Source organism: Mesorhizobium sp. Primo-A (assembly GCF_003997175.1).
GTDB lineage: Bacteria > Pseudomonadota > Alphaproteobacteria > Rhizobiales > Rhizobiaceae > Mesorhizobium > Mesorhizobium ciceri.
The window spans coordinates 366,977-384,882 of sequence record NZ_RZTG01000004.1 but is presented as its reverse complement, the minus strand read 5'-3'; the positions used below and the strand labels follow the sequence as shown (position 1 = coordinate 384,882).

Sequence of the window (17,906 nt, the reverse complement as noted above, 5' to 3'; positions counted from 1 at the left end):
CGGCATGACTACCGTAAAATTCACCGCGATGAAGGATGGCGACCGGGACGACTACGAGTTCCTGACCGCGCATGAAATCGACTATGCGGCCAGGACCGGCGAGCGGCTGCTCGACGCGCTGGTGCAGCTCGACGCGGGTCTTTCCGGCTACAAGATCACCCGGCTCGGCCATTCGCTGCAGGCAGCGACACGTGCCTGGCGCGACGGCGCAGACACCGACTGGATCGCTTGCGCGCTGCTGCACGACATCGGCGACATCTATGCGCCTTACAATCACGACGAATATGCCGCTTCGATCCTGAAACCTTTCGTGCGCGAGCAATGCACTTGGGTGGTGGAAAAGCATGGCGACTTCCAGCGGCTCTATTATGCCCATCATCTCGGCGGCAACCGCCACGCCCGCGACCGCTTTGCCGGCCATGCTTATTTCGACGATTGCGACCAGTTTTGCGAACGCTGGGACCAGCCCAGCTTCGACCCCGACTATGACACGCTGTCGATGGAATTCTTCCGGCCCTTCGTGCTCGAAGTCTTTGCCCGCAAGGCCTACGATCCCTCGGTGATCCGAGCCGGCGAGCGCGTGCCCCTCATCGATCCCGCAACCGCCGCGACAAGAACCGGAGCTTCAGCATGAGCATCATCAACAAGGCAGCCGCCATCGGTGGCGGTGTGATCGGCGCCGGCTGGGTGGCGCGCCTGCTGCTCAACGGCATCGACGTGTCGATCTTCGATCCCGATCCCGAGGCGTCGCGCAAGGTCGGCGAAGTGATGAAGGGCGCGCGCCGCGCCTACAAGCAGATGGTGCCCGGCGGCCTGCCGAAAGAGGGCAAGCTGACCTTCGCCAAGACCATCGCCGAAGCGGTCGCCGATGCCGATTTCATCCAGGAGAGCGTGCCGGAGCGGCTCGACCTGAAACACCGCGTGCTGGCCGAGATCGACGCTCACGCGCCGGCCAACGCGATTGTCGGCTCCTCGACTTCCGGTATCAAGCCGACCGACATGCAGGTGGCGATGAAGAAGCATCCGGAGCGGCTGGTCGTCGGCCATCCGTTCAACCCGGTCTATCTCCTGCCGCTGGTGGAGATCGTCGGTGGCGAGCAGACCTTCCCCGAGGCGATCGAGGTCGCCAAGGAGATGTATGCCTCGATCGGCATGAAGCCTGTCGTCATCCGCAAGGAGATCGAGGCCTTCGTCGGTGACCGCCTGCTCGAAGCGGCATGGCGCGAGGCGCTGTGGCTGATCAAGGACGGCATCTGCACGGTCGAGGAACTCGACGACATCATGCGCTACGGCTTCGGCCTGCGCTGGGCGCAGATGGGCATGTTCCAGGTCTATCGCGTCGCCGGCGGCGAGGCCGGCATGCGCCACTTCATGGCGCAGTTCGGGCCGTGCCTGAAATGGCCATGGACCAAGCTGATGGACGTGCCTGAGTTCAACGACGAACTGGTCGACCTGATCGCCACGCAGTCGGACGAACAGGCGCATGGGCTGTCGATCCGCGAGCTGGAAAAGATCCGCGACGACAATCTGGTCGCCATCATGGATGCGCTGTCGAAACAAAACAAAGGCAAGGGCTGGGGCGCCGGCGCGCTGCATAAGGACTATACCAGGCAGCTGGCCAAGCTGGCGGCGAAGAAGCCCATGGCCTCCAAGGCGGCCGAGAAGGCCAAAGCCTTGAAACCGGTCAAGAAAGCCGAAAAGCCGAAGAAAAAGACCGGCAAGAAGAAAGGCTGAGAGCATGGATTTCGGGCTGTCGGAGGAACAGAAGCTCATCGTCGAGACGACGCGCGCGTTCGTCGAGAACGAGCTTTACCCGCATGAGCGCGAGGTCGAGCGCACCGGCGTGCTGCGCCGCGACCTGATCGAGGAGATCAAGGTAAAGGCGATCGAGGCCGGGCTCTATGCCGCCAACATGCCGGCCGATGTCGGCGGAGCGGGCCTCGATACGGTGACCTGGCTGCTCTACGAGAAGGAACTCGGCCGCGCCAATTACGCGCTGCACTGGACCTGCGTGTCGCGCCCCTCCAACATCCTCCTGGCCGGCACGCCCGAGCAGCGCGAGAAATATCTGTTCCCCTGCATCCGTGGTGAGAAATGGGACTGCCTGGCCATGACCGAGCCGGGCGCCGGCTCCGATTTGCGTGGCATGAAGGCAACCGCCGTGCAGGACGGTGACGACTGGGTGCTGAACGGCACCAAGCATTTTATCTCCCACGCCGACCTCGCCGACTTTGCCATCGTTTTCATGGCCTCAGGCGAAGAGGATTCGCCGCGCGGCAAACGCAAGAAGATCACCGCCTTCTTCGTCGATAAGGGCACCAAAGGCTTCACCGTCCGTGACGGCTACCGCAACGTCTCGCATCGCGGCTACACCAACGCCATCCTCGAATTCGACGATTGCCGGCTTCCCGCCGCCCAGGTGTTGGGCGAAGTCCATAAGGGGTTCGACGTCGCCAATTCCTGGCTCGGCGCCACCCGGCTGCAGGTCGGCGCCACCTGCCTCGGCCGCGCCGAGCGTGCGCTTGGCCATGCCGTCGAATACGCCGCGCAACGCCAGCAGTTCGGCCAGCAGATCGGCAAGTTCCAGGGCGTATCGTTCAAGCTTGCCGACATGGCGACCGAACTCAAGGCCGCCGACCTGATGGTGTTCGAAGCCGGCTGGAAGTACGATCAGGGCACCGTCACCGACCAGGACATGGCCATGGCCAAGCTGAAGGCCACCGAAATGCTCGCATACGTTGCCGATGAAGCGATCCAGATCCATGGCGGCATGGGGCTGATGGACGATCTGCCGCTGGAGCGCATCTGGCGCGACGCGCGCGTCGAGCGCATCTGGGAAGGCACATCCGAGATCCAGCGCCACATCATTTCAAGGGCGCTGCTGCGCCCGTTCGGGGCATAACATATGCATAAACTGGAGCGTCTCCTGCGGCCTAAATCGATCGCCGTCTTCGGCGGTGCGCAGGCTGCAGCCGTCGTCGCGCAATCGATCAAGATGGGTTTTGCCGGCGAGATCTGGCCGGTGCATCCGACCAAGGACGAGGTTGCCGGTCGCAAGGCCTATCGTTCGGTGGCTGACCTGCCCGGCGCGCCGGATGCTGCCTTTGTCGGCGTCAACCGGCATTTGACCATCGAGGTGATCAAGGCGCTGGCCGAACGCGGCGCCGGCGGCGCCGTCTGCTTTGCCGCCGGCTTCCTCGAAACCGAGGCCTATGACGATGATGGCGAGCGGCTGCAGGCCGAGCTGGTCGCGGCGGCGGGCCAGATGCCGATCATCGGGCCGAATTGCTACGGCCTGATCAATTATGCCGACGGCGCGCTGCTGTGGCCCGACCAGCATGGCGGCATAAGACTGGCCGAGGGCGGCAAGGGCGTCGCCATCATCACCCAGTCCTCCAACATCGCCATCAACATGACCATGCAGAAGCGCGGCCTGCCGATCGCCTTCCTGATGACCGCCGGCAACCAGGCGCAGACCGGCCTGTCCGAAATGGCGCTCGGCCTGATCGAGGATGAGCGGGTCACGTCGCTCGGCCTGCACATCGAGGCCTTCGATTCGGTAGCCGGCTTCGAACGGCTGGCGGCACGAGCCCGCGAGCTGAAGAAGCCGATCATCGCCATGAAGGTCGGCCGTTCCGAACAGGCCAGGCAAGCGACTGTCTCGCATACCGCGTCGCTCGCCGGCTCGGACGCGGCCTCGGGTGCGTTCCTGCGGCGGCTCGGCATTGCGCGCGTCGATTCGATCCCTGCCTTCATCGAGGCGCTGAAGCTGCTGCACATCACCGGACCTTTGCCCGGCTATAGGCTGTCGTCGATGAGCTGCTCCGGCGGCGAGGCCTCCGTCATGGCCGACAGCGCCGAAGGCCGCTGGGTCAATTTCCCTGTGCTGACCGACAGCCACCGCGCCCATGTCAAATCGACGCTCGGGCCGCTGGTCGCGGTCGCCAATCCCTTGGACTATCACACCTTCATCTGGAACAACGAGCCGGCGATGACCGCCACCTTCACCGCCATGGTGTCGGGCGGTTTCGACCTCAACATGCTGGTGCTCGATTTTCCGCGACCCGACCGCTGCTCGGTCACCGACTGGTGGGCGACGTTGCGCGCTTTCGAATCGGCGCTCAAGACCAACAAGGCGCATGGTGCGATCGTCTCCTCGCTGCCGGAGAACCTGCCGGAGGAATACACCGCCGAACTGATGGCGCGCGGCATGGTGCCGTTGTTCGGCATTTCGGAAGCGATGGATGCAGCCGGCGCAGCAGCCTTCATCGGCTGGGCTTGGGCTGAACCGCAGGCGCAGCCGATCGACACGTCGGCCTCCGGCGCCTCTGGCGGGGACCACGTCACGCCCGACGAAGCCGAGGCGAAGTCACGGCTGATCAAAGCCGGCCTGCCGGTGCCGAAGGGCGAGCGCGCCGCCAATGCCGTCGAAGCGGTGATTTCGTCCATGGCGCTCGGCTTTCCCGTCGCGTTGAAGGCGCTCGGCGTCACCCACAAATCCGAAGTTGGCGCTGTCAGGCTCAATCTCAGGGATGCCGAATCCGTCAGCACCGCAGCGCATAACCTGTTGCCGCTCGGCACCGGGCTCTATGTCGAGCGCATGGTGCGCGACGGTGTTGCCGAACTCATCGTCGGCTTCACCCGCGATCCGATGTTCGGCGCGGTGATGACGCTCGGCACTGGTGGCGTGCTGGTCGAGCTGTTGCGCGACAGCGTCACGCTGATGCTGCCGGCGACCCGCGACGATATCGAGGCGGCGCTGCGCGGCCTGAAACTGTTCCCGTTGCTCGAAGGCTATCGCGGCCGGCCGAAGGCCGATGTCGCGGCTGCCATCGATGCTATCTCTGGCATTGCCGCCTTCGTGCAGCAGAATGCCGGTGAGATCGAAGAACTCGACATCAACCCGCTGATCGTCTGTGCAGAGGGCAAGGGCGCCTGGATCGCCGACGCGCTGCTGGTGCTGGGAGAGAACAAGAATGTCTGACGTCATTTCGACCCGCCGCGAGGGCACCATCCTCGAAGTCACCCTCGACCGGCCCAAGGCCAACGCCATCGACCTGAAGACCTCGCGGCTGATGGGCGAGACCTTCAAGGCGTTCCGAGACGATCCGGAATTGCGCGTCGCCATCGTCAAGACCGCTGGCGACAAGTTCTTCTGCGCGGGCTGGGACCTCAAAGCAGCTGCCGGCGGCGATGCGGTCGACGGCGACTATGGCGTCGGCGGCTTTGCCGGCCTGCAGGAGCTGCGCGACCTCAACAAGCCGATCATCGCGTGCGTCAACGGCATGGCGGTCGGCGGCGGCTTCGAGCTGGCGCTGTCCTGCGACCTCATCTACGCCTCCGATCATTCCTCCTTCGCGCTGCCCGAGATCCGAGCCGGCACGCTGGCCGACGCGGCGACGATCAAGCTGCCGAAGCGCATCCCCTACCATGTCGCCATGGACCTTCTGCTCACCGGCCGCTGGATGGATGTCGCTGAAGCGCATCGCTGGGGCTTGGTCAACGAAGTGCTGCCCAAGGAAAAGCTGGAAGATCGCGTCTGGGAGATCGCCCGGCTGCTCGCAGGCGGCCCACCGCTGGTGTTTGCCGCGATCAAGGAGACGGCGCGCGTGGCCGAGGCGCTGACCTTCCAGGACGCCATGAACAAGGTGACCCGCCGGCAATTGCCGACGGTCGATGCGCTCTATGGCTCCGAGGACAATATGGAGGGTTTTCGCGCTTTTGCGGAGAAGCGGGAGCCGGTGTGGAAGGGGAAGTGAGGATTGTTGCCGAAATGACGGCGCTTATCCCCCTCTGTCCTGCCGGACATCTCCCCCTCAAGGGGGGAGATTGGCAGCTTCGATCTCTGCACTCTTCTTGCGACGCCGAAGGTTGGCGAAAGCCTTCGCAACATCCGATCTCCCCCCTTGAGGGGGAGATGTCCGGCAGGACAGAGGGGGGCGCCCAGGCTCAGCCTTGGCCGCCTCTCCAGCACCCATGACCGACTACATCAAGCTCATCGACGCCGAGACCTGGGCCTTCATCGAGCGCACCAATTCCTATTACCCGCCCGATACGATCGACTACACGATCGTGCAGCAGCGCGAGATTTACGACCGCATGTGCCGGGAATTCTTTGCCGGCTACCCCGAGGGCGTCGCTGTCGAAACCTCCGCCATTGCAACGCCGACGCACGATATCCCGATCCGTATCTACCGAAGCCCACTTCAGGCAGGCGTGACGGTGCTCTATGTCCATGGCGGTGGCTTCATCCTTGGTGGGCTGGACAGCCATGACGATGTTTGCGCGGAGCTGTGCTCGCGCACAGGCTATGAGGTGGTCTCCGTAGATTACCGGCTGGCGCCGGAACATTTGCATCCAGCCGCCTTTGACGATGCCATGAGCGCCTTCGAATGGGCCGCCGCCAATCGCGATCATCCTATCGTGCTCTGCGGCGACAGCGCCGGCGGCAATCTCTGCGCCGCCGTCAGTCACGCCACGCGCGGCCATTCGAAAAGGCCGGTCGGCCAGGTGCTGATCTATCCCGGCCTCGGCGGAAACCGCTCGAAAGGCTCCTATGTCAAGCACGCCGAAGCGCCGATGCTGACCGTGCGCGATCTCGAATTCTACAAGCACATTCGCACTGGAGGGCAAGACCGTAGCGGCGATGCGACGCTGGCCCCGCTTGCCGACACCGATTTCTCCAACTTGCCGGAGACAGTGCTGATCACCGCCGAATGCGACCCGCTGTCATCGGATGGCGAGACCTATCGCGACCTGATCATCACGGCAGGTGGCCACGCGACGTGGTTCGAGGAGCCGGGATTGGTGCACGGCTATCTCAGAGCCCGGCACACGGTTGGCCGCGCCCGCACCAGCTTCACCCGGATCGTCGGTGCGGTGACCGCGCTTGGACAGGGCGACTGGCGCTGGTGATCGCGGCCAAACTCTGAGGACCAAGTGACGCCCCTTCACGCCACCGAGGCAGCCGCTGCCCGGCCGGCGCTGCGGCCGGAAAAGATGCAGCCGCCGAGGAAGGTGCCTTCGAGCGCCGCATAGCCATGCACGCCGCCGCCGCCGAAACCGGCGGCTTCGCCGACGGCATAGAGCCCGGCTACCGGCTGGCCATCTGCCCCCAGCACGCGGCTGTCGAGATCGGTCTGCAGGCCGCCCAGCGTCTTGCGGGTCAGGATGTTAAGCCGCACCGCGATCAGCGGGCCATTTGCCGGATCGAGCATCTTGTGCGGCTTGGCCGTGCGGATCAGCCGGTCGCCGAGATAGGCGCGCGCGCCGCGCAGAGCGGTGATCTGCATATCCTTGGAGAACAGGTTGTCGAGCTGCCTATCGCGGGCGTGGATCTCGCGCTCGACTTGAGCCACCTCAAGCAGCGCCTCGCCGCCGGCCAGCGCGTTCATGCGCGCGACCAGCGCCGGCAAATCGGCCTCGACGATGAAGTCCTCGCCCTTTTCCATGAACGCCTTGACGGGGCCCGGAATGCCCGATGTGGCGCGGCCGAGCACCTGGCGCCAGCTCTTGCCGGTCAGATCGGGGTTCTGCTCGGAGCCCGACAGCGCGAACTCCTTCTGGATGATCTTCTTGGTCAGGATGAACCAGGAGTAGTCGAAGCCGGTGCTCATGATGTGGGAGAGCGTGCCCAGAGTGTCGAAGCCGGGATAGAGCGGCACCGGCAGGCGCTTGCCGCGCGCATCGAGCCACAGCGATGATGGGCCGGGCAGGATGCGTATCGCATGGTCGGTCCAGATCGGCGCCCAGTTCTTGATGCCCTCGACATAGTGCCACATGCGGTCGCGGTTGATGATCGAGCCGCCGGCCCGTTCCGTGATCGCCAGCATGCGGCCGTCGACGTGGTCGGGCACGCCGGTGATCATGCGCTTGGGCGCCGCGCCCAGCCGCTGCGGCCAGTTTTCCCGTACAAGCTGATGGTTGGCGCCGATGCCGCCGGAAGCGACGATCACGGCTTGCGCGCGAAGCTCGAAATCTCCTGATATTTCGCGCGAACTCTTGTGGCCGCGCTCGGCGGTGCTCGGTTGCAGGATGTCGCCGCGCACCCCGTCGACAGTCGCACCCGTGCGGGTCAATTCATCGACCCGATGGCGGAATTTGAAACTGATCAGTCCGCGCTTCTGCGCCTCGCGCACGCGCTGTACGAAAGGTTCGAGAACGCCGGGGCCCGTGCCCCAGGTGATGTGGAAGCGCGGCACCGAATTGCCGTGGCCGATGGCATTGCCGCCGCCTCGCTCGGCCCAGCCGACCACGGGAAAGAATTTCAGGCCGCGCTGTATCAGCCAGGAGCGTTTTTCGCCGGCGGCAAAGCCGACATAGGCTTCCGCCCATTTGCGCGGCCAGAAATCCTCGGGCCGATCGAAAGCCGCGGTGCCCAGCCAGTCTTCCAGCGCCAGGTCATGCGAATCGCGGATGCGCATGCGCCGCTGCTCGGGCGAATCGACGAGGAAAAGGCCGCCGAACGACCAGAATGCCTGGCCGCCGAGCGACTGCTCCGGCTCCTGGTCGACGATGATGATTTTCTTGCCGGCCTCGGCAAGCTCGGCGGCGGCAACCAGCCCTGCAAGGCCGGCGCCGACAATGATCACGTCCGCATCGTCAGCCATTTTTCCTCCCAGAATTAGCCGGCTATTTCAATGCAAGGAATTCAGACGGTCTCCCAGCCTTCTTTGCCGCCGGCGCGGAAGATGGCGTCGATGACTTTCTGGTTGAGCACCGATTCCTCCAGCGTGAAGACGCGCTCCTTGCCGCCCTGTGCTGCACGCGCGAAGGTCTCGACCTCCAGCCGGTACTGCTGCGTGCCGGGAAAGCGGAAAACCTGCGCCTCGGTGTGGTTCTGGTTGTGCAGTTCGACGCGGTGGTGGTCGTAGAGCCCGGCATTGAAAGGCGAGAACAACTCGATGAAACCCTTCTCGCCGTGGAACACCATCACCTGGCGCGCCGCCATCTGCGTCGACAGATAGAACGACAGCTCGAAGTCACCGAAATCGGCACGGATCGAGGAGTAGATGTCGGTGCCGAATGTCTTGTCGCGCTCGATCGTCGCCTGCACGCGCAGCGGCTCCTTGCCGGTGGAAAAGCGCGTCGACACGGTCGGGTAAACGCCGATGTCGGGCAGCGCGCCGCCGCCGAGGTCGAGCTGGTTGCGCATGTTGCTGGGGTCGACGTTGTAGTAGGAGAACGCGCCCTGCACATGGCGCAGCCGGCCGATGGCGCCGCTGGCGATGAGCTCGCGCACCTTGATCCATTGCGGGTGGTAGATGACCATGAAGGCTTCGCAGACCAGCACCTTTTTCTGGTCGCGCAGCTTGATCAGCGGCAGGATGTCCTTGGCGTCGAGCGCCAGCGGCTTTTCGACCAGCACATGCTTGCCGGCTTCGATGGCCTTGGCCGACCACTCGACATGCTGCGAGGTCGGCAGCGGGATGTAGACGCCGTCTACTTCTTTCGAGGCGAGCAGTTCCTCATAGGAGCCGAAGGCATGGCGTGCACCGAAGCGGTCGGCCAGCGCCTTGGCCTTCGACAGGTCGCGGCTGGCGATCGCCGACAGCACGCCATTCTCCGCCTCGACCATCGCCGGCAACAAATGCTCGCGGCCGATCTTGGCCGTCGACAACACACCCCATCGGAACATCAGGTTTCTCCATCACGATTACAGGCGACGAGGTTTGCCCGAAATCGCCGGAAAAGCCAATGACGAGGTCAGCCCCTTTTGCCGGTCAGCGTCATGTCGAAGTCGACGATGTTGGAATAGATCGGCGTGCCGACATCCATGCCGTAGCGCGACCTCAGCACCTTGCCGGTGACATGGAATTTGATCATGCCGGCCTTGAGACCGCCGAGCTCGGCCGTGAATTTTTCCGGGAACGTCTTGCCGCGCGCCGTCAGCCGGCCGCTGACGAGAGCCGTGGTGTCGCTGGTTCGGGTCACGCTGGTAGAGCGGAACTGGATTTCCGGGCTGTTGGCGGCATCAAACACCGCGTCGGAGCGCAGGAAGGCATCGATACGGCCCTGGCCGGTGCCGACGCTTTCGGGAAAAATGGTGAAATTGACAGCTGAGCGCCCGACATCGCTGTTGTCGATGCGGATCGAGCCCTTGAAGCGGGCGAAGGTGCCATTGAGGCCGCCGCCGCCGACCTTGCCGATGGAGAAGCGGATGCTGGAGCTGGCCGGGCTGATCGAATAGCTGCCGGCGGCGTCACCCAGCGCGACGGCCGCAGAAACAGGCATGGCAAGGCAAGCGGCGACCGCCGCAAATCCGAGGATGCGCGTGTACATGGGGATGTTCCTTGTTGGAGGCAGCGCATTTCTTGCGCGCCCTCACTCCATGAACGAATGAACCGCTCGCTCTATTCCGAATCTGACGAAGGCGTGACCATGCGTGTGAGCACGCCATCCCTGAGCTGGAAATGATGCCGCAGCGCCGCCGCGACGTGGAGAGTCACAAGCGTCATGCCGGCATAGGCGAGATACCAATGTGCCGCCGCCCAGAAGCTCTCGGCACCATCCGATTCGGCCAACGGCAGGTTGGGCATGACGAACAGGTTGAACGGCAGGCTGGGGATCTCCAGCATCGAGACCGACACCAGCGCCCAGCCGGACAAGGGCAAGGCAAGCTGAAACGCGTAGAGCGCAAGATGGGCCAACGGTGCTGCCCGACGCTCCAGGGTTCCGACCGAGCGCGGCAGCGCCGGCGTTGCATTGCCAAGGCGCCAGGCGATGCGCAGCAACACAAGCCCGAGCAGCAGGAAGCCGAAAGATTTGTGCAGTTGGATCAGCTCGAAGGCGGTGCGCTGGCTGGTCAACCGCACCATGACGAAGCCGAGCCCGAACTGGCCGATGAAAATGAGCGCAATCAGCCAGTGGAGAAGGATCGCGCCCCAGCCATAGCGGGTGGCGCTGTTGGTGATCGATGTTTGCATGGGGAGTGAACGAATGTTGGTTCGGCTTTCTTCCAGCGCGCTTCACCCTCCCCCTTGTGGGGAGGGTCGCGCAGCAAATGCCGCGAAGCGGATTTTGCGAAGCGGGGTGGGGGTCTCGTAGGGCGCTACCCACCCCGTCCCTCAGCCGACCTACCGGGGCGAGCCGCCGATCTCGCCCGTCCTTCGGACTCCCATCAGGGCCCTCCGGAGGGTGATGAAAGGCGCGAGTTCGCCGAGCCTGGCTCCCTTCCTCTCCCTCCGGAGGGCCACAAGGGGAGGGGCGAGCCCGCTCTATCCACTCACCTTGAAGAAATCGACAAACGCCCGGAGCGCCGGGCGCATCTGCCGGCGGCTCGGATAGTAGACGAAGAAGCCGTCGAAGGAGGGGCACCAGTCCTCCAGCACACGGATCAGCCTGCCGTCGGCGAGCGGCGCGCGGACATAATCCTCAAAGACGAAGGCGAGCCCAGCGCCGTCGACCGCCGCCTGGGCGATCAAATGGTCCTCGTCGAGGATCAGCGGTCCCTCCACCGCCATCTCGATCGCCTCGCGGCCTCTCTCGAACTCCCAGCGGTAGAGGATGCCGCTGGAGAAGCGGAAGCGGATGCAGCGGTGGTCAGCCAGGTCGCGCGGGTGACGCGGCTTGGGGTTGACCTCGAAATAGACCGGGGCGCCGACCACCGCGCCGCGAAGGTCCGGCCCGATGCGCACCGCGATCATGTCGCGCTGCAGGCTCTCGCCTAGCCTGACGCCAGCATCGAAGCCCCCTTCCACCACGTCGGTGAAACGGTCCTCGATGACGATCTCCAGCACGATATCGGGATAGGCCGACGCAAAGGCGCCCAGCCGTGGCGTCAGCGCCAAATGGGCTGCGGTGCGCGGCACGGTCAGGCGCAGATTGCCGGCCGGCCGGTCGCGTGTCTCGATTGCCGTCTCCAGCGCCAGATCGATCTCCGACAGCGCCGGTCGCAGCCGTTCCAGCAACTGCGCACCTTCTTCGGTCGGCGCGACGCTGCGTGTGCTGCGCGCCAGCAGCCGAACGCCAAGCCGCGCCTCTAGGCTGGACACCGCATGGCTGACCGCCGAAGGCGCGATGGCCAATTCCCTGGCCGCGCCGCGAAAGCTGCCGCATTGGGCAACGGTTGCCAGCACGGCCAGTTGGGAAAGATGCGCGCGATTCATTGATCTATCTTTTAGAACAGCCCGTGCAAATGAGAGCCGATTATCGAACACAAGGCAAGGCGCTATTTCTGCCGCATCGCAACAAGGAGACGCGTTATGCAAACCCGCAAGCTAGGAACTGAATTGAACGTCTATCCCGTCGGCCTCGGCTGCATGGGCATGAGCTTCGCCTATGGCGGCCAGGCGGAAGCCGACGCAATCGCCACGCTGCACCGCGCCATCGATATCGGCGTCAATTTCTTCGACACGGCGGAGGTCTATGGCCCGTTCGAGAACGAGATCCTGCTCGGCAAAGCGCTGAAGTCCGCGCGTGACAAGGTGACGATCGCGACAAAATTCGGCTTCAGGATTTTGGAGGAAGGTACAGGCCTCGACCGCATGGCCGGCGTCGACAGCCGCCCCGAGCACGTCAAGGCGGTCGCCGAGGCGTCGCTGAAGCGGCTCGGCACGGATGTGATCGACCTCTACTACCAGCACCGTGTCGACCCCAACGTGCCGATCGAGGACACGGTCGGTGCCATGGCCGAGCTGGTGCGCGAGGGCAAGGTGCGCGCGCTCGGCCTGTCGGAGGCGAGTGCGGCGACCATCCGCCGGGCCCATGCCGTGCATCCAATTGCCGCCGTGCAGAGCGAATATTCGCTGTGGAGCCGCGACCCGGAAGACGAGGTGTTCGCCGTCTGCCGCGAGCTCGGCATCGGTTTTGTTCCCTACAGCCCGCTCGGCCGGGGCTTGCTGACCGGCACGATCGCCAAGCCAGAGGCCTTGAGCGATGACGACTGGCGCCGCGGCCTGCCGCGCTTCCAGGCCGATGCCATGGCCGCCAACGCCGCTGTCATCGCGACGCTGGAAAAGCTGGCAGCTGAAAAGGGGGTAACTTCGGCCCAACTGGCGCTGGCCTGGGTGCTGCACCAGGGCGATTTCATCGTGCCGATCCCCGGCGCAAGAAGGATACGCCATCTGGAGCAGAATGCGGCGGCTGCCGGGATCGCGCTGAGCGCGGTCGAGGTGCAGGCGATTGGTGACGCGCTGTCGCCCGACAAGGTGGTCGGTAGGCGCTATGCGGAGAAGGAGCTGACGCTGGTGAATGGTTGAAAACTGGTGAGTAATCGGAAGGGGCGCCGCGCGCCCCTTTTTCGTACGCAGCGCGGTGCAGAAGATGGGGACGCTGACGTGAAGCGCCCCCCTCTGCCCTGCCGACATTTTTACCAAGGCTCGACACTAATCTCCGGCCAGTTCTCCCTTGCACGCTTACCCTTCGCCTCATGCGTGCGCTGATTGTCCATCACCCGGTTCGGCGTGATGCGAAACGAGAAAATGTCGTCAAGACCAAACGGTGCCACGATCTCGAGCTGCCCGTCAGCGTCGTATCGAACCCCGACGGCGTGCGTCTTCGAGGCAAAATGGCTGACGGATTCGCTGGCGCTCGAATAGCGCGGGCACGGCCGTCCGAACTTCTGCGGATACCACAGATGCACCCGCGCCTGGTTGCGCACCTCGACCGGCAACGCCAGCCCCTCGAAATGCTTCTCCGCCCGGCGGATCACCGCGTCCTCGGCCTCATAGGACAGGTCGCTGTCATCGAAGTAGAAAAGATCAACATCCCTGATGCCGTAGCCCGACGGTTTGCCGGTCAGGTGGTTCCAGATGCTGTTGTAGAGAGCGCCGGATACCACCAGCCAGTCCGGCAGGTCGAGCGTGCGAGCCCGCGCCACCGCGTCGCATAACAGCGGGTCGGCAGACACGATGGCGAGAAACGCCGCGCGCTGTTCTTCAAGGGGAAGGCCGGAATACCGCAGATGGTCCATCGCCCTTTGGAGGGCGATTCGCCATCTGCTCGCAAGTTTTTTAGCCCCGCAGAACGCCCCCGGTCTGCTTGCCGACATTCTCGATGATGCGCTTGGCCAGTGCCTCGAAATCCTCGTCGGTGAGCGTCTTTTCGACCGGCTGGATCGACACTTCGATGGCAATCGATTTTTTGCCCTCGCCCAGCGAAGCGCCTTCGAAAATATCGAAGACCGAGACGGCGGTGATGAGCTTCTTGTCGGCGGCGAGCGCTGCGCGCACCAGCGTGCCGGCCTCGACCGACTTGTCGACGACGAAAGCGAAATCGCGCTTGACCGCCTGGAAGGGCGACAGTTCCAGTTTCGGCTTGGTTTTCGTCGGCTTGGCCTTCGGTTCAGGCACGCCATCGACGAAGACCTCGAAGCCGCACAGCGGGCCGGAAACATCGAGGCCCTCCAGCGTCTTCGGATGGAATTCACCGAAAGTGCCGAGTACGGTTTTCGGGCCGAGCTTGATCGTGCCGGAACGGCCGGGATGATACCAGGCCGGGCCGCGGGCCTCGATCTGCAGCCGGTCGACAGGCGCACCGCAGGCTTCAAGTGCGGCGATCGCATCGGCCTTGGCGTCGAACACGCCGACTGGACCGGAATTGCCGGCCCAGTTGCGGCCGGAACCGTCGAGCTTGGCGGTGCCGCGGCGCACGCCGGCGGCGACGCGCCGCTGCTGGTCGGCGCCGTCGCCCTCATAGGTACCCGACACTTCGAACAGCGCCACGTCGCCAATACCCTTGTCGGCATTGCGCTGGGCAGCCGCGATCAGCCCCGGCAGCAGCGAGGGCCGCATGTCGGACATATCGGCGGCGATCGGGTTGGCAAGCTTCAGCGCGGTCTGGCCGCCGCCGAACAGCTCGGCATGCTTGGCCGGAATGAACGACCAGGTAACGGCTTCCATCATGCCGCGCACGGCAAGCGCGCGCTTGGCCGTGCGGGTACGGACCTGCAGCGTGGTGAGGATCTTTGCATTGACCGCGTCATGCGCACCGAGCGGCTGCGGCGCGATGTTGTCGACACCGTGGATGCGCATGACCTCCTCGACCAGGTCTGCCTTGCCATCGACGTCGGGGCGCCAGGACGGCACGGCGACATCGACGACATCGCCCGAGCCCTCCGGCTTGAAGCCGAGGCGCGACAGGATGTCGAGGCTTTCCGCGCTGGGAACCTCGATGCCGGTCAGCCGCTTCACTTCCGAAAGCGGGAAGGAAACGATCTTCGGCGTGTGACCGGCATAACCGACGACCTCCATTTCGGTCGGCGTGCCGCCGCAGAAATCGAGCACCAGTTTCGTCGCCAGTTCGACGCCCGGAACCATGAATTCGGGGTCGACGCCGCGCTCGAAACGGTAGCGCGCGTCGGTAATGATGCCGAGCGTGCGGCCGGTGCGCGCCGTGGTGATCGGATCCCAAAGGGCGGATTCGATCAGCACATCTGAGGTGTTCTCGTCGCAGCCCGAATGCTCGCCGCCCATGACGCCGGCGATCGACTCGACGCCGTTGTCATCTGCGATGACGCACATTTCCGGCGTCAGCGTGTATTCGCGGCCGTCGAGCGCCTGCACCTTTTCACCATCGCGCGCGCGGCGCACGACGAGATTGCCGGCAACCTTGCTGGCGTCGAACACATGCAGCGGGCGGCCGCGGTCGAAGGTGACGTAGTTGGTGATGTCGACCAGTGCGCTGATGGGTCTCAGCCCAATGGCGATCAGCCGCTGCTGCAGCCATTTTGGCGAGGGTCCATTCTTGACGCCCTTGACCAAGTTGAGCGCGAAGCCGGGGCAAAGCTCCGGCGCTTCGATCGTCACCTTGATCGGACACATGCCATTGCCGACATGCGGCATGATGGCGCCGCCGACGAGGCGGCCAAGCCCGCTCGCCGCCAGATCCCTGGCGATGCCGTAGACGCTGGTGGCATCCGGCCGGTTCGGCGTCAAGTTGATCTCGATGACCGGATCGTCGATGTGCGCATAGGCGGCGAAGCTGGTGCCGACCGGCGCATCCTCAGGCAGGTCGATGATGCCATTGTGTTCGTCGGACAGCTCCAGCTCGCGCTCGGAACACATCATGCCGTGGCTTTCGACGCCCCTGATCTTGCCGACCGTCAGCGTTACGTCGATGCCGGGCACATAGGTGCCGGGCGCGGCAAAGGCGCCGATCAGGCCCGCGCGAGCGTTTGGCGCGCCGCAAACGACCTGCACCGGAGGCTTGCCGTCGCCGGTGTCGACGGTCAGCACGCGCAGCCGGTCGGCATCGGGATGCTGAACCGCCGTCAGCACCCTGGCGATGACGAATGGTTTCAGGCTCGACTTGTCGTCGACATGCTCGACTTCGAGACCGATCGAAGTCAGCCGCTCGACGATCTCGTCGAGCGTGGCGTCGGTCTCGAGGTGGTCCTTGAGCCAGGAGAGGGTGAATTTCATGGGACTGTTCCGTCTGGTCTTTTGACGCTTGATTTCAGATGTCTCGGCAGGTCGTCGGACATATGCAGGAAGGCAAGCTGCTCGCCGATATAGGCATGCAGCGTCGGCTGGAAATCGGCCGGCATGTCCATGGCGCCGAGCATGAAGTAGATGTCTTCTTCCAGCCGCTCGTCGACATAGGCGATGGGTGAGCCGCAGGTGCCGCAGAAAGAGCGCGTCACCGGGCCGTTCTCATACATCTTCAGCGCCTTGCCGGTGAACGCGACCTGATCGACCAGGAAGCCGACAAAGGCCGACACCGGCGCGCCGCTGGCCCGCCGGCAATCGCCGCAATGGCAGTAGCTGACGTGATGCGGTTCGGCAGAGGCCTCGAACCGCACGGCGCCGCAGCGGCAGCCGCCGGCATAGGGCGCTGTCATGCGCTCAGGCCTCCGAACAAAGTCGGCATGTCGAGCGGCCGGAAGCCGTAGTGCGACAGCCAGCGCACGTCTGCATCGAAGAAGGCGCGCAGGTCCGGCATGCCGTATTTCAGCATGGCGATGCGGTCTATGCCCATGCCCCAGGCAAAGCCCTGATATTCGTCCGGATCGAGACCGCCATGGCGCAGCACATTGGGATGCACCATGCCGCAGCCGAGGATCTCCATCCAGTCGGAGCCTTCGCCGAAGCGCACCTCGCCGGGCCGCGAGCGATCGCACTGGATGTCCACCTCGAGGCTTGGCTCGGTGAACGGGAAGAAGGACGGCCGGAAGCGCATCTTAACCTGCGGCACCTCGAAGAAGGCCTTGCAGAACTCCTCCAGCACCCACTTCATGTTGGCGACGTTGGCTGTCTTGTCGATCACCAGCCCCTCGACCTGATGGAACATCGGCGAGTGGGTGGCGTCCGAATCCTGCCGGTACGTCTTGCCAGGAATGACGATGCGGATCGGCGGCTTCTTCGTTTCCATGGTGCGGATCTGCACCGGCGAAGTGTGCGTGCGCAAAAGCTTGCGCTCGCCCTTCTCGTCCGGCTGGAAGAAGAAGGTGTCGTGCATCTCGCGCGCCGGGTGGCCTTCGGGAAAATTCAGCGCGGTGAAATTGTAATAGTCGGTCTCGATATCGGGACCTTCCGCGATGGAGAAACCGAGATCGCCGAAGATCGCGGCAATCTCGTCGATGACTTGGCTGATCGGATGGATACGGCCGCGCTCGGCCGGCGACTGCCGCACCGGCAACGTCACGTCGACCTTTTCGGCGGCGAGGCGGGCGGTGATCGCCACATCCTTGAGCTCAGCCTTGCGGGCAGTCAGCGCGTCGGTGACGCGGTTCTTGAGGCCGTTGATGGCCGGGCCTTTGATCTGGCGCTCCTCGGCGGTCATGGCGCCAAGTGTCTTCAGCATCTCGGACACGCTGCCCTTCTTACCGAAAGCAGCGATGCGCACGGCCTCGATGGCCGGCTCATCGGCGGCCGAGGCGATCTCGGCCAGAAGTGAGTTTTCAAGCGTATCCAGGCCAGTGGTTGCGTCGTTCACGGTCAAACTCGCTGCGTTGGGAGGTCGGCCTC

General features: G+C 64.3%; 16 protein-coding genes. 7 read left to right on the top strand and 9 right to left on the bottom strand.

From position 1 onward, the window contains the following. Positions 1–4 precede the first annotated feature (4 nt). The 6 genes from EOC83_RS10095 to EOC83_RS10065 all read left to right on the top strand — a co-directional run bounded on the left by EOC83_RS10095 (position 5) and on the right by EOC83_RS10065 (position 6,915). A complete protein-coding gene (locus tag EOC83_RS10095) occupies positions 5–634 on the top strand; it encodes an HD domain-containing protein (RefSeq protein ID WP_063169799.1) in 630 nt (209 codons plus the stop codon). Further along, the gene (locus tag EOC83_RS10090; RefSeq protein ID WP_024501970.1) at positions 631–1,734 is read left to right on the top strand and encodes a carnitine 3-dehydrogenase; all 1,104 of its coding nucleotides are present in this window, start codon (positions 631–633) and stop codon (positions 1,732–1,734) included. Before EOC83_RS10095 ends, EOC83_RS10090 begins: the two co-directional genes overlap by 4 nt. 4 nt (positions 1,735–1,738) lie before the next feature. After that, the gene (locus EOC83_RS10085; protein ID WP_063169798.1) at positions 1,739–2,902 is read left to right on the top strand and encodes an acyl-CoA dehydrogenase; all 1,164 of its coding nucleotides are present in this window, start codon (positions 1,739–1,741) and stop codon (positions 2,900–2,902) included. A 3-nt stretch (positions 2,903–2,905) separates the two neighbouring features. Beyond that, complete coding sequence (locus tag EOC83_RS10080) at positions 2,906–4,984, top strand: acetate--CoA ligase family protein (RefSeq protein ID WP_063169797.1); 2,079 nt, start codon at positions 2,906–2,908, stop codon at positions 4,982–4,984. Next, positions 4,977–5,759: a carnitinyl-CoA dehydratase gene (locus EOC83_RS10075; protein WP_013528298.1), complete on the top strand. Its 783-nt coding sequence runs from the start codon at positions 4,977–4,979 to the stop codon at positions 5,757–5,759. The genes EOC83_RS10080 and EOC83_RS10075 overlap by 8 nt, the downstream gene beginning before the upstream one ends. 217 nt (positions 5,760–5,976) lie before the next feature. After that, on the top strand, positions 5,977–6,915 hold the full coding sequence (locus tag EOC83_RS10065; protein WP_063169796.1) for an alpha/beta hydrolase: 939 nt from the start codon (positions 5,977–5,979) through the stop codon (positions 6,913–6,915). Positions 6,916–6,950: 35 nt separating this feature from the next. Here the strand turns inward: EOC83_RS10065 and EOC83_RS10060 are convergent, their stop codons facing one another. The 5 genes from EOC83_RS10060 to EOC83_RS10040 all read right to left on the bottom strand — a co-directional run bounded on the left by EOC83_RS10060 (position 6,951) and on the right by EOC83_RS10040 (position 12,107). Then, the gene (locus EOC83_RS10060) at positions 6,951–8,609 is read right to left on the bottom strand and encodes an FAD-binding dehydrogenase (protein WP_063169795.1); all 1,659 of its coding nucleotides are present in this window, start codon (positions 8,607–8,609) and stop codon (positions 6,951–6,953) included. Positions 8,610–8,650: 41 nt separating this feature from the next. Then, positions 8,651–9,637, bottom strand: a complete 987-nt coding sequence (locus EOC83_RS10055) for a Gfo/Idh/MocA family oxidoreductase (RefSeq protein WP_063169794.1) — start codon at positions 9,635–9,637, stop codon at positions 8,651–8,653. A 68-nt stretch (positions 9,638–9,705) separates the two neighbouring features. Beyond that, the gene (locus tag EOC83_RS10050) at positions 9,706–10,281 is read right to left on the bottom strand and encodes a YceI family protein (RefSeq protein WP_013528302.1); all 576 of its coding nucleotides are present in this window, start codon (positions 10,279–10,281) and stop codon (positions 9,706–9,708) included. Positions 10,282–10,352: 71 nt separating this feature from the next. Beyond that, positions 10,353–10,925 carry a cytochrome b gene (locus EOC83_RS10045; RefSeq protein ID WP_063169793.1) on the bottom strand — a complete coding sequence of 191 codons (573 nt, stop codon included), beginning with the start codon at positions 10,923–10,925 and terminating at the stop codon, positions 10,353–10,355. Positions 10,926–11,216: 291 nt separating this feature from the next. Next, entirely contained in the window at positions 11,217–12,107 is an 891-nt protein-coding gene (locus EOC83_RS10040) for a LysR family transcriptional regulator (RefSeq protein ID WP_013528304.1), read from the bottom strand. 96 nt (positions 12,108–12,203) lie between these two features. Between EOC83_RS10040 and EOC83_RS10035 the strand changes: the two genes are divergently transcribed. Beyond that, complete coding sequence (locus EOC83_RS10035; protein ID WP_063169792.1) at positions 12,204–13,199, top strand: aldo/keto reductase; 996 nt, start codon at positions 12,204–12,206, stop codon at positions 13,197–13,199. Positions 13,200–13,309: 110 nt separating this feature from the next. Here the strand turns inward: EOC83_RS10035 and EOC83_RS10030 are convergent, their stop codons facing one another. The 4 genes from EOC83_RS10030 to pheS are packed head-to-tail and all read right to left on the bottom strand — an operon-like array spanning position 13,310 to position 17,874. After that, positions 13,310–13,912 (bottom strand): nucleotidyltransferase family protein, encoded by a 603-nt coding sequence (locus EOC83_RS10030; RefSeq protein ID WP_063169791.1) that lies wholly within the window; start codon positions 13,910–13,912, stop codon positions 13,310–13,312. Between the two features lie 40 nt (positions 13,913–13,952). Continuing rightward, the gene (gene pheT / locus EOC83_RS10025; RefSeq protein ID WP_063169790.1) at positions 13,953–16,361 is read right to left on the bottom strand and encodes a phenylalanine--tRNA ligase subunit beta; all 2,409 of its coding nucleotides are present in this window, start codon (positions 16,359–16,361) and stop codon (positions 13,953–13,955) included. Further along, positions 16,358–16,780 (bottom strand): GFA family protein, encoded by a 423-nt coding sequence (locus tag EOC83_RS10020; RefSeq protein WP_013528308.1) that lies wholly within the window; start codon positions 16,778–16,780, stop codon positions 16,358–16,360. The genes pheT and EOC83_RS10020 overlap by 4 nt, the downstream gene beginning before the upstream one ends. Next, a complete protein-coding gene (gene pheS / locus EOC83_RS10015; RefSeq protein WP_013528309.1) occupies positions 16,777–17,874 on the bottom strand; it encodes a phenylalanine--tRNA ligase subunit alpha in 1,098 nt (365 codons plus the stop codon). The genes EOC83_RS10020 and pheS overlap by 4 nt, the downstream gene beginning before the upstream one ends. Positions 17,875–17,906 lie beyond the last annotated feature (32 nt).